14 protein-coding genes and 1 pseudogene are annotated in these 12674 nt (G+C 35.2%); 6 read left to right on the top strand and 9 right to left on the bottom strand.

Going from position 1 to position 12674, the window contains the following annotated elements; genetic code table 11:
- The first annotated feature begins 83 nt into the window (after positions 1-83).
- From E4N69_RS03015 to E4N69_RS02990, 6 genes and pseudogenes are all read left to right on the top strand, one after another.
- Positions 84-575, top strand: coding sequence for a hypothetical protein (locus tag E4N69_RS03015; protein ID WP_253824464.1), 492 nt, complete (start codon positions 84-86; stop codon positions 573-575).
- A 13-nt stretch (positions 576-588) separates the two neighbouring features.
- Positions 589-778, top strand: a pseudogene (locus E4N69_RS03010) (integron integrase); the annotation flags it as partial.
- 368 nt (positions 779-1146) lie between these two features.
- Complete coding sequence (locus E4N69_RS03005; protein ID WP_253824463.1) at positions 1147-1923, top strand: hypothetical protein; 777 nt, start codon at positions 1147-1149, stop codon at positions 1921-1923.
- Between the two features lie 138 nt (positions 1924-2061).
- Complete coding sequence (locus E4N69_RS03000) at positions 2062-2766, top strand: hypothetical protein (protein WP_253824462.1); 705 nt, start codon at positions 2062-2064, stop codon at positions 2764-2766.
- A gap of 155 nt (positions 2767-2921) precedes the next feature.
- Positions 2922-3593, top strand: coding sequence for a hypothetical protein (locus tag E4N69_RS02995; RefSeq protein WP_253824461.1), 672 nt, complete (start codon positions 2922-2924; stop codon positions 3591-3593).
- Positions 3594-4051: 458 nt separating this feature from the next.
- Positions 4052-4465 (top strand): type II toxin-antitoxin system VapC family toxin, encoded by a 414-nt coding sequence (locus E4N69_RS02990; protein ID WP_253824460.1) that lies wholly within the window; start codon positions 4052-4054, stop codon positions 4463-4465.
- Between the two features lie 65 nt (positions 4466-4530).
- Here the strand turns inward: E4N69_RS02990 and E4N69_RS02985 are convergent, their stop codons facing one another.
- The 9 genes from E4N69_RS02985 to E4N69_RS02945 all read right to left on the bottom strand — a co-directional run bounded on the left by E4N69_RS02985 (position 4531) and on the right by E4N69_RS02945 (position 12674).
- Complete coding sequence (locus E4N69_RS02985; protein ID WP_253824459.1) at positions 4531-4881, bottom strand: arsenate reductase family protein; 351 nt, start codon at positions 4879-4881, stop codon at positions 4531-4533.
- Between the two features lie 88 nt (positions 4882-4969).
- Complete coding sequence (locus E4N69_RS02980; RefSeq protein ID WP_253824458.1) at positions 4970-5188, bottom strand: hypothetical protein; 219 nt, start codon at positions 5186-5188, stop codon at positions 4970-4972.
- 10 nt (positions 5189-5198) lie between these two features.
- Positions 5199-5816: a hypothetical protein gene (locus tag E4N69_RS02975; RefSeq protein WP_253824457.1), complete on the bottom strand. Its 618-nt coding sequence runs from the start codon at positions 5814-5816 to the stop codon at positions 5199-5201.
- Positions 5817-6051: 235 nt separating this feature from the next.
- Positions 6052-7047: a GNVR domain-containing protein gene (locus E4N69_RS02970; RefSeq protein ID WP_162662568.1), complete on the bottom strand. Its 996-nt coding sequence runs from the start codon at positions 7045-7047 to the stop codon at positions 6052-6054.
- A gap of 43 nt (positions 7048-7090) precedes the next feature.
- A complete protein-coding gene (gene rfbB / locus E4N69_RS02965) occupies positions 7091-8191 on the bottom strand; it encodes a dTDP-glucose 4,6-dehydratase (protein ID WP_253824456.1) in 1101 nt (366 codons plus the stop codon).
- A 70-nt stretch (positions 8192-8261) separates the two neighbouring features.
- Positions 8262-9500: a glycosyltransferase family 4 protein gene (locus E4N69_RS02960; RefSeq protein WP_253824455.1), complete on the bottom strand. Its 1239-nt coding sequence runs from the start codon at positions 9498-9500 to the stop codon at positions 8262-8264.
- A gap of 20 nt (positions 9501-9520) precedes the next feature.
- Positions 9521-10843, bottom strand: coding sequence for a nucleotide sugar dehydrogenase (locus E4N69_RS02955; RefSeq protein WP_253824454.1), 1323 nt, complete (start codon positions 10841-10843; stop codon positions 9521-9523).
- 63 nt (positions 10844-10906) lie between these two features.
- Positions 10907-11347, bottom strand: a complete 441-nt coding sequence (locus tag E4N69_RS02950; protein ID WP_253824453.1) for a hypothetical protein — start codon at positions 11345-11347, stop codon at positions 10907-10909.
- Entirely contained in the window at positions 11319-12674 is a 1356-nt protein-coding gene (locus tag E4N69_RS02945; protein WP_253824452.1) for an ATP-binding protein, read from the bottom strand. The genes E4N69_RS02950 and E4N69_RS02945 overlap by 29 nt, the downstream gene beginning before the upstream one ends.

Raw genomic sequence — 12674 nt, 5'->3', positions numbered from 1 at the left:
GTTAAGCGAATGTTAGATTGACCTCTTCAAGGCGAAAAAATTGATAATGCAAATAGATATTAATCAATAGCTAAGGAGGAATAATGAAACACATCATCAGACTAGCCGCGGTGCTTTTCACAGTAACTGTTTTGTATGCGCAGAATACGCTAATCACTGAAAAATCATTCATCGTTGTACGGAATGGAAAAGAGGTTACTGCAACTTACGGAGGAAAGCCTTTGAGCGGTAATTCTTGGAAAGATAGAAAAGCCTCATCGGCTGTACTCGCCGCGTTCTTTGTCAGCTATTTTAAGCAAACCGACGACTGGCATGATTTGATCGTGAATAATACATTTTATGAGATATTAGTCGACGAAATGAATGAGGCTTATGCGCAGTTCTACGGAATAGCCGATACAATTTCCATTACAATTAGTCCTGAAAAATTTATGCTTAAAGGGGACGCAACCGCTTTTTACACGATAAAAATCGCATATTCCTACGAGGGCAAAACTGACGAAGGTGAAGACGAAGTTACTATGAGAAAAGACGAAAAAAGCGGTGAATGGCTTGTGGCGGAATTACCTTTGTAGAAATGATTTCAGTTCAGGGTCGCTTCCATTTGCTCTCACAAAAAAAATATCCTAATGCCGGTAAAACTCAAGTCTGGCAGCGGGTATTTCTCCAAACACGTCGATGGCAGAATAAAGAAACAGGGGAACACCATATCGCCCCTTCGGTCATTCAGCGAACCCTGCATGAAGCTGTTTTACGGTTAGGTATTCCAAAGCCAATCAACCCTCCCGATGCAAATTCTCCAAAGTGTTGTTCTTACAAAGTGGTTGCAGCCGGTTTTCACGCCCTATCGACCGAAGGTGTATCCTAGTTAGTGAAGATAGGCCTAGTCTGCCTGTCGATGATGTGTTTCGGCGGATATTATGGAAGAAAGATATAGTTGTTTTAATCCACGATAGTTTAGATTGCAAATGGGGCGTTCGTATGATATTATGAGGAATGGTCGAAAAGGTGTTAGGTGGACGCCTTCGGCGCCCAGAAGAGAAAGAAAAATTTTGTTCATACTGAGAAAAAATAAAATTCTAGTAAAGACAAAAAACGATAGTTATTTTGTCCGTTACCGCGAAAATAATAAGGAGATAAATGAAGATGAAGGTAAAAAAGTCTTATAAACTAAATACAATTGTTTTTGCTTTGATATTAATTATTGTAAGTGCGGTCTTATTATATATTACCTATAATTATATACAGGATCCAATTGCTATTGAAATATGTAAATCAATTGCTTATTCTATAATTACTGCTGCTTTGTTCACAATTATAATAAGTATTTTTGAAAGAAATCATTTTGAGGAAACATTGCGGACTTTGCTTGAGAAAAATCTTCCTTTTTTGGACAGACTTGAAAAAAAAGGATTAGAAGGTTTTGAATCAGGGTTTCCACTAGAAAACGATACTTATGAAGAGAATTTTATCGAAAGCGAAATCGTTACAGTAGTAATGAATGATGGTAAAAGATTTTTTGCTAATAATATTGAATTATTCAGAAAAAGATTTAATCAAAGTTATAAAACGACAAGATTTATTTTATTGGATCCCGATGCAGCGGACTCAATTTCTGTGTTAACAAGGAAAAACGATCATGAAGGAGATTATTACATAAATAAAATTAATGATTTTATTAAGGAACTGAAGAAAGAGTCTATAAATAGGGATCATAAATTAGAAATTTACACACAAAATTTATATACAACTATGGCCGTTATTTTAATGGATGATTATGCAATGATAAGTTTATACAGGATATCACCGGGACAAGACGAGGTTCCTCATTTAGTATTTAAAAAGAACGAATATGATAATTGTGACTATGAAAAAATAAGAAAGGATGTCGAAAGATTATTGAAATATGGAAAAATTCGATAATCTAAAAAGTGTTATGAATAACTATAGTTTTTCATAACAAAAAAAATGTCTAACCCCCGCTTCAACCTGACATTGCGGACAAGCCGCAAATGCAGGTTAAGCGGATGTTAGATTGACGCCTTCGGTGCAGGAGAGAAAATGAAAAAAATTATTTTAATTACATTAATGTTACTGTTGATTTCAAATATCTTTGCAGAAAAAACTATTATCTCTGTATTCAAAGATTCAAAAAATACAATTGATTTAAAAAAATATCTGGAAGACGGATTAAAAGAATTAAATATAGATATTACAAAAGAAATTCCAAAAGAAAATATATCTATAATAAATTATATTTTAAAATTTGTTTATGAAAATAATATTCATAAAATGAGAAATGAAAATGACAATGTGGTTTATACAAAAGAAACTGGTGAAGAAGCAGTTTTCAATAAAAATGGTAATTTAGTTACTAATGATTGGAATCAGGGTTCTTTTAATTATGGAAAATATGAGCAACCAATTAATAAGTTTTTACTTGATATATGGCCATGGTTAGTTTGGGGAAATACGAAAAATGATCCTACAACATTTGATGAAAGATTTTATTATTATTGTATGGATTTAGATCATGGAATTCAAGAATATATTTTTTTAGAAGATAAATCACTATTAGAAAAAATAGAATATTCGGGACTAAAAGAAGAAGAGAAACTTGTATATCATTTTTTCAACTACCTATTCTTTAATGAAAAATTTAAATATAAATTAGATGAAAGAAATATCAAAAAGTATAAAAAAAGTGCAGAAAATTATTGGAAATATTTATCCCAAATAATGGAGCTCAGCGGATATAAACAATAATGCCTAACACCCACTTCAACGCTGATATTTGTTTTGACACGAACGTTGCTTAAAGTGCCTATACGGCACCGCAACTCTCGCACCAATTTTGCCGCCGCTATGCGCGTCGGCAAAGGCACAAATGCAGGTTAAGCGTTAGTTAGACGGATTGCCCAATGGACAACAAGAAAGAAAATGAAAAAATTATATTTATTATAGGATTTATGTTTATGGGCTTAATATCACGTTTTGTAAATACAAAAGAAGAAAAATTTTGGGGGTGGTTTTGTAAAAACTCACAATTAATATATAATTATGAAATAAATCAGGAAAAAATTTTTAATGAACTTCAAATTCAATTACATAAAATAAATCCTGATCTAACGTTTGAAATTAGTTCTGTAAAAAATGGAAAAAGAGATTTTGTAATTAGTGCAGATGGAATACTAGATGCATTTCCTGCAGTCGAAAAATTGTATTCATTAAAACCGGAATTATCAGAATGGACTTTTATAAAATTCCGCCCGAGAAGGGAAATAGAGAATTCAATTAAAATAGAAGATAAAGAAGTTTGTCCAAATGATATAAGGTTTATGTTTATAAAAGATGAAGATAAAAGTAAAATAGGAATTGTTCTTTTTTGTAATGGATACACTGAGATCGAATGTGAAATTTATAGTCAGATTGGATTTTTATTTCTTGATGAATGTCTAGGAGAATATGATGTAGAAAAATTCATCGGAACAATAATAATACAAGGCTTTGATAGCGAATATTTTAACGATTCAATAAAACTAGAGTTTTTACCAACTGAGTTTGATAAAATAAAAGTAAATATAATTAAATAGTATATAGTTATATTTAAAAATAACGTCTAACACTCGCTTCAACCTGACATTGCGGACAAGCCGCAAATGCAGGTTAAGCAGATATTGAACGGACGCTGCACGCATAAAAGATGCGGGGAAGCATTTTTCTTTATAGTATCCTAATTGAATCGATTTATATTACTAGAAGTTCAAAATTGCTTGATATAACATACAAATAGCTGTATATTATATGCAGAAGGTGATTATATGCCTTTATTACAAGTAAGAGAATGTCCGGAAGATATTTATAGAAAAATTTCATACGTTGCAAAAAAATGAAAATAGAACTATAGCTCAACAAGTAGTAGTTTTACTTGAAAAGAGTTTAGAGCAACAAGAATCAAATATCGGAAGACGTAAACGATTGATTGATAGACTTGAAAAGAGACAGATAGCATCTGAAATTAAGAAAATCGATCCGGTTTCTTTTATAAGAGATGATCGTAACAGATGATTGTAGTTTTAGATGTAAGTGCATCTATATAGAGATTATTTTTCAAAGAGAAAAAGACAATACATTTAAGAGTATATATCATCAAGGTACTTGGATTATTGCCCCCGATTTGTTTATAGCCGAAATTACAAATGTTTTATGGAAATATTATAAGGCAGGTCGCATATCTCATATTGATTGTATTCAATATGTTCAAGATGGAATTGATATGGTTGATGATTTTATTGAAACAAGAGAATTATGGAAAGAAGCTCTAGTAGAAGGAATGAAAAATAATCATTCGATTTATGATATGTATTATGCTGTATTAGCAAGAAGGAATGATGCGACTTTAATAACAAATGATGGAGCTTTAGCAAACGTGTGTGAAAAATTGTCTATAGATATTTGTAACTAGAAAATCATCTAACACCCGCTTCAACCATACATTTGCTTTGTCGCAAAAATTAATAACACATCTTCTTATACAAGACTTTCTTTCCATTCTTTTTCTTTAAAGCCGATAAGAACTTTATTTTTCGTAATAATAAGCGGTCGTTTTACAAGCATGCCGTCCGATGCCAAGATACTATACATTTCATCATCAGTCATACCGGAAAGTTTGTCTTTAAGTTGTAAACTTTTATACAACAATCCGCTTGTGTTAAAAAAATTTTTCAGCGGCAGTCCGCTTTGCCGATGCCAGGTCTGTAATTCAGCGACAGATGGATTATCTTCTTTGATGTGCCGCTCAATATAATCAATATGATGATCATCAAGCCATTTTTTTGCTTTCATGCATGTTGTGCATTTAGGATAATAGATAAAAGTCATATATCTTCCTTCGAATTGAAATCTGAACATCCGCCATACTCTATATTGCTTACACTATGAAAAGAAAAACTTAAAGCACAGACACTTATTACCTTTGTGCTAAAAATATATCCAATTCCTCTTCCAGACTTATAAGCTGAGCTTCTACTCTTTTAATCTTTTCGAGTATAGCTTGCTTTTGTATTTTTTCCAGCTTGGCAAATACCGTATCGAAGAGCTCTTTTTCCGTAACTTTGGGTTCAGTATCAAGATATTCTATTTTATAATATCCGGTCCACGCCTCGAACGGCTGCTCGTTTTCTTGCATGTAAATCTCCTTATGCTAACCCTAACATATCACGTAGATGACCTTGAAACTCGCCGGATGTTGTCTCTCCGTTCAAAAAAGCTTTTATTTCTTGTTTTATTCCGGTAGGAAAGCGCCGCCAATAAGAGCCCGTCCAATCATGCATTGCAGCAGTAAGGTTGCGCTGTGTTTCAACCGGCATTTCTCCCAAACTATAGGAAACAAACTGTATAACCATTTCGTATAACAGATCGGCAGGAACACCCTGCACCGAGCCGTTCTTTACCAAAGAAGCACGACGGTTTTTACCGCCCGCCCTGCTCGATTGCGGAATCCATGAATCGACCAGCTCGCCAATCTGTTCCTTAGAAAGTTCCGGCGCTTCTTTTTGCAAGATATCGGCGGCATAATCCCGAAAAGTATGCCGAACACCATCCATACTTGCATCAATAGAAGCGTAGATCGATTCCGACATTTTCTTGGCTGCTTCTTCCGGAGTAAATGGGATGCTACCGTTTATTGCTCCCTCAAGCTGAGCTTGCCGGCGCTCAACCGCTGCGGCAAATGCTTCAATCTCGCGTAGATTCGCTTTATTCAATATATAATCAAGCGCAAAGAGAAAATCTCTGTCGGTTTTTGTATTGCTCATGAAGAAAGCATATACTATTTTGTGGGATTTTTAAAGAGGAGGGATAACGGCTATCGCAATATAAAAGTCAAATTTACGACAAGGCATATACGGATATGCGTCGGAGCGTATTGCCACGCCGTTCCGCATTACACTCTGTTCTATTCCAGGAACGATAAGCGGTTATAGCTTCTACATCAGAATTTGAAGCTACGAATAACAAAGGCGTGGCGACCGCAAAAAAGATAAAACAAATTTATGACTCGCGGTGCTTTTCTTTTTTTGATAAAAATTTTGCGCGAACTGAAGGATCTCTCCATATTTCTTGTAGCGCGTTTAAGAGAAATGCCAGAAAGATTGAAAAGAACAATCCTGCGACAAAAGCAATGATATATATTTTTGTCCGCGGCGGATTTGATTTTCTTTCGGGTATTTCCGGCATAGCCAGTATTTGAAATGCGGGATTTTCGCTTGCAATTATTACTTTTAAGAGTTCATATTGTACTTTTAACTGTTCGTAAACCTGTTCTTGGATAGCAATTTCACGTTTAATTTGCTTTATCGCAGGCACAACGTTCTCTCCCCCACCTGAACGAGATTTTTTATTTTCCAAATTATCAACTTCCTGCTCCAAGCGTTTTATTTCATTAAAGGATTGTTCCAAACTTTTTTCCAAATTTTCTTTTTCTCGAGCCTTCTTATTCAAACCGAGCTCCGCAAAACACTTTTCGTAATAATCGACAGCGACCGATACGGCTTTTTGCGTAAACTTAGGATCAATATGCGTAGCGGTTACTGAAAATATTCCGCTTTTTTCGTCCATCTTTACCTTAAACAGACCCTTTACTATATTCCTTGTCTCTGTTTTGACAGAATTTTTAATCCCATATTTTTCGGCGATATGCAATTCATCGGCAACAGTATCAAGAAATAAATTACTCCCTGCAATATAAAGTACTATTCCACTGCCGGCCAATTCAGCTAGATTACTGGGATTACTTTGCCGCAGCATTGACACCAAGGCATCACTCGCAGCGCCGGCATCGATCTGTACCCGTATAAAAGCCGTACTGGTATATAGATCCGGCATATATGATTTTTCAGGCGCCATTTTTTTACCGATAAAAACATAAGCAAACACAGCCACCGATATCAAACCGGTTACTCCGACAATAAGCCATTTCCACCGCCACAATACGGAAATTAAATCCAGTAAAGATATTTCATCGACAACATTATTTTCATCATTCATAAATATACCCTCTCATTTTTGCAAGTATAACATAATCATGCTATCAACGTCTGCTGTAGTTTTTTTCAATCCACTTTCGGTATTCACCGGAGCGAACACTTTCAATCCAATCTTTATTTTGTAAATACCAGTCAACAGTATGTGCAAGACCGGTTTCAAAATCAAACATACGTTTCCAGCCCAGCTCCATTTTAAGTTTTGTGCAATCAATAGCATAGCGCCGGTCATGCCCAAGCCGATCGGTTACATGGGTTATTAAAGCAGTAATTTTTTCTTTATCTAGATCAGCTTTTTGAGAAACAATATCAATGAGCTTATGTAACAGCTTGATATTTTCCCATTCATTTTCACCGCCAATATTGTAGGTTTCCCCTACTCTGCCCTTTTGCATAATAAGCTGCACGGCGCGGTTATGATCTTCAACGTGAATCCAGTCGCGTATTTGCATCCCGTCGCCATACACCGGCAGCGGTTTACCTTCCAGCATATTCAAAATCATCAGCGGAATGAGCTTTTCCGGGAACTGAAACGGTCCGTAATTGTTTGAACAATTAGATACAGTGATAGGCAATCCATATGTATGAAAATACGCCTTTACCAAATGATCGCTTGACGCCTTACTTGCCGAATAAGGGGAGCGGGGATCATAGGGCGTAGTTTCTTGAAAATAGCCTTCCGCTCCAAGCGAACCGTATACTTCATCCGTGCTGATATGGTGAAACAGCACATCATCCCGCATGGAACCATCGCTCTTTTGCCATGCCTTTTTTGCTGCCTCCAACAGTGTGAAAGTACCAAGTATGTTCGTCTGTAAGAAAACTTCCGGTCCCAAGATAGAACGGTCTACATGGCTCTCTGCTGCAAAGTGCACCACAGTATCAATGTTATATTTTCCAAAAATATTTCCGACAAGCCCTTTATCACAAATATTCCCATGAATAAAAATATACCGCGCATCAGCAGCACTTCCACCGAATTCAGCTTCTATATCAGAAAGGCTTGCCGCATTACCAGCATAAGTTAATGCATCAAGATTGATAATACGTCCTGTAAATGCGGAATCTTTTTTTAATAAGGTGCGGATAAAATTGGAACCGATAAAACCGGCACCGCCTGTGATGAGAATATTTGTTAAACTGCGCATTTAGAGTAACTCCTTGAGATATAATGAAAGGCTTTAAAAATACACCACACTTATTTTCAAACACACTCTCTTATAACTGTCTTGTTACAAAATCTAAAAATCTTTTTGCTAAAATATCATAGGTTTGATTCTTTAGGATGTAATCGCGCCCTCTTTTTCCCATTGCTTCACGCTCTTCTTCGGACAAAGCAGCAAGTTTTAAAATACCGTCAGCAATAGCCTGTGGATTTTCCGGTTCAACAGTTATACCACATTGCGCCTCTGAAATCAGATCATTACCGGCACTGATAGCACTAATAATCGGTTTGGCAGCCATCATATAGTCCATTATTTTATTAGGACTAATACCAAACCGAAAAAGAGACTTTGCAACCAAGCCAATATACAAAATATCACACAAATTTAAAAAAGAAGGAATTTCTTGCTTTGAAATCGGGGAATAGAAAAATACATTCTCAATTATCTTATCTTTAGCGTATTTTTGCAAAGATTTCTTATCACGACCATCACCTAATAAAATAATAGTAAACAGTCTATTGTTTACTAATAGGGCGGAATCAAGCAAATATTGTAAGGCATTTGCCTGCCCGTGAGCTCCTGTAAAACCAATGATAATTTTACCTTTTGCCTTTTCCTGAGCTATAAACGAAGACAACTCATTGTTACTCAATGCCTTTATATTTTCCTTATTCCAATCTTCATTTGGTATCCCATTCGGAATAATAGCCAACCTCTTTAAATCTAAGCCATGCTGATGCATATAGCTATGAACGCATGGCAACACAGAAACCACAGAATCAGCTTTTCTGTACGCAACATTTTCAGCTTTTTGCATTGCCATAATAAAAGGATGATATTTAGAATAACCACCCAATTCAATCGGGGTTAGCGGCCATAAATCACGCACCTCATATACTAATTTTGCCTCTGCATATTGCGCAATTTTAATTGCAGGATAAATATCAAAATTATAGGTTGATGAAGAAATAACAATATCGGGTTTATAACGCTGAACGATATTGTTAGCCTGACGGTTCAATTTAGACACAAAAGCATAGATATTCAAAACACGTTGAAATATATTATGATACTGAGGAGTCTTTATCCATACATATCTGATACCGTCAATAGAAATTTCTTGAAAATCATTCTCTACATCTGGATTCTTTTTTCGTATATGAGTAAAAGAAGCTGCAATAATAGTAACGGCATGCCCTTGTTTTATCCATTCTTTCGCAAAATAATATGGACGAAACACCATTCCCATTTCTGGAGAACCTGCATAATGGCTTATAAATAGAATATTCATTCAAGTTCCATTAAAGGATATTACAGCTTAAATACTTTATCATCTTCAATGTGGACACTTTTTACCGCATTGCGTAAATCCACCACTAAGCTCGATTTTGCTACAATATGCTCAATATCAAAACATGAATGATTGGTTGTAAATACAACACAATCCACCTTAGCTAAAAGTGCATCGGTTAAATCCGTACCGACCCATTTTTTTCCGTGATCGTCAATACATTCAGGGATATACGGATCATGATACAGGACATTTGCTCTTTTTTTAGCACATTCCTCCATAACAAGTAAGGCAGGGCTTTCACGCGGGTCATCAATATCCGGCTTATATGCAACACCAAGGAATAGAATTGTTGCACCATTCATTGCTTTTTGCTTACGATTAAGCGCATACATAATCTTATTCATCATTTTATGCGGCATCTGATTGTTGATATTGCCGGCAGTATTTATCATTGTTAAATCGAAATTAAAGCCTTTTGCAATATGCTCAAGATAGAACGGATCAAGCGGGATACAGTGTCCGCCGATACCGGGACCGGGATAAAAGGCCTGAAAACCGTAGGGTTTCGATTTTGCGGCGTCTATCACTTCCCAAATATTAATATCCATTTTACCCGCTAAAAGAGCCAGTTCATTGATAAGTGAAATATTGATAAGTCGATAGGTATTTTCAAGTATTTTAACCATTTCTGCCACGCGGGGACTTGAGACAGGATAGAGATGCTGAATCGCCTTGCTGTAGAGAGCAATTGCAATTTTCTGAGCATCTTCGCCTAAAGCACCAACTACTTTCGGCGTATTATCAGTCTTATAATCTTTATTCCCCGGATCAACCCGTTCGGGACTAAAACAAAGCCAAAAATCTTTACCTTCTTTTAAGCCTGATTCTTTTTCGATAATTGGCTTCATAAAATCTTCGGTGGTTGTCGGATAGGTAGTGCTTTCAAGCGAAATAAAAGTACCTGCTTTCATATTTTTGCCGATATCGATGCAAGATTGTTCGATAAACTTCATATCGGGTTTTTTAAAATGGTCGAGTGGTGTCGGAACGCAGATAATGACCGCATCGCATTCTTTAATTCGAGAAAAATCAGTTGTTGCAGAAAGCTTTGTTGTTTCTTTTACTACACGGCTTAAATCTTCATCTTTTATATCACCGATATAGTTTTTTCCAGTATTCACCAATTCTACTTTTTTAGAGCTTTTCTCAAAGCCCAAGACTTGTACATCCTTTTTTGCAAAAGATACAGCAAGCGGCAAGCCGACATAACCTAAACCGATAATACCGACAACTTCGGCATTGCTTTCGATTTTTCTGATGATTGTTTCAAAGTTTGACATAGCGAACTCCCTAAAAGTTTATTGTGCATGCTAAAACAAGCAATTTCAAGAATGTATTTTCATCTATTCAAGAATTTCGTCTAAACGATCATTTTTATATTTAAAGGATATTTTTTCTTCTTTAACCATTTTTAACATTTCTTTTAATTCACATGAGGCCACCGCCGGGCTCGAGATTTTTGATAGAACCACACGGCAATGTATAGTTTTATAACTAAAATTCTTCTTAAAATACTTATATGAGTTTTTTAACTGAATACAAGCCTTCCGTAAATCTTTACCTTTTAGCTCTATCAAATACACATCCGTACTATTATCATCTACAGCAAAATCACATCGAGTACCTGAAGTAATCAAGCAACCGTCAACACGAATTTTGAGAAGGTTTCTACCGGAGTTATTGTGCATTACAAATTTTCGCTTGTTCTCCTGACATACCAATATTTTATCACTACCATAGTATTCACAACACTCATCAGGTATTTTTTTCATCAGTCCTTTCATAATCGGCATCCAATAATTTAGTATACACTTCATTAATCTCAGAAGAATACAAGTCAATCTCAGCAGGATCGATTTGATATAAATCGTTTCGTTTTATATCAATAATGCTTCCATTTTTTATTGCATAAGCGGCAACGTCATCATAATGGATTTGATACGGCAAAGCAATAATATTTTTTACATCAACACCTCTTTTCTGCAGTGTTCCTGCATAAATACAATTATTGAAAGTTTCAAGCACATAGGGACTATGGGTAGTAACAAGTAACTTGTTGTTTGTATTTTTATTCAAACATTCCAATAGATGAAAAACTACATCCTTTTGAGAGTTAGGGAACAAATTTTGTTCAGGCTCTTCCACAATATTAAAAAAATAGAGAGGCATTACTCCCTCAAAATATTTTTTTACTGTAGAAGCCAGTTTATCATCACCGGATTGCTTTTTTTTATTAGGAGGTAAGCTAATACCGGCCGCTGTAAGTATAGCCATTAAACCGGCGGGTATTAAAAAAGAACTAGACAAAACAACTCCTAAAAAAGAAGCTGCTACTCCCATAACACTTAACAACTTATTATATTTTGCAATTACATTTTCCTGTAATTCAACAGGCATTTTCCGTTTTGAATCAAAATCAGGTTTATCAATACAACCGGAAAGATATGTACTTACAAGAGACAATAATGACGATGACTGAAAGCCGCTTGCAGATTCTGTCAAGTTAATTTTGTATTTTGCATTATTGTCCATAATAAAAAATTCTTTTTTGTCTTTATTATATTGCAAAAAAATATTTTTAATGGGCAACTTAAATTTCATACCGTCAAGATTCCTTCCGGCTTTAAGGCTTTCTTCAAGAAAAGTATGTAAAGCGGGAGCAATACCTGATATTGTTTCAGGAGACTCAACCGAAGAAATAAAACTTCTTTCCGAAGGTATATATATAATCTTAGGCATTTCATAAATAGAATCTTCCGTTTTTTTATTTTCTAAAGTTAAATTCTTCCCTCGGATAGTAAAATGACAATATTGACCTATATAATCTATTTCCGTTTTATCTGAAAAATAGGATAAAATATTATGGTAGTTAAATAACTCTTTAAAAAAACTACTTGTCCGTACAGTATTTTCTGAAAGTATTTTTGAAGGTAAATCCCGCCGTAAAAGAGCCTTTTCCAGCCACTCAAAAGAAGAAACCAATTTTGCAACGGAACTCTTACCTGCACCTTGATGTCCTACAAACAAAGTGAGCTTTTTAATATCAAAAAAATTATCTTTCTGAAAACCTGAATGAATAGGTCCAAAATCTTTTATCCTGATTTTACTCAT

This window comes from Treponema sp. OMZ 906 (genome assembly GCF_024181185.1).
Classification (GTDB): domain Bacteria; phylum Spirochaetota; class Spirochaetia; order Treponematales; family Treponemataceae; genus Treponema.
Note: the sequence above shows the minus strand (reverse complement) of the source record. Positions and strands in the feature narration are given on the sequence as shown.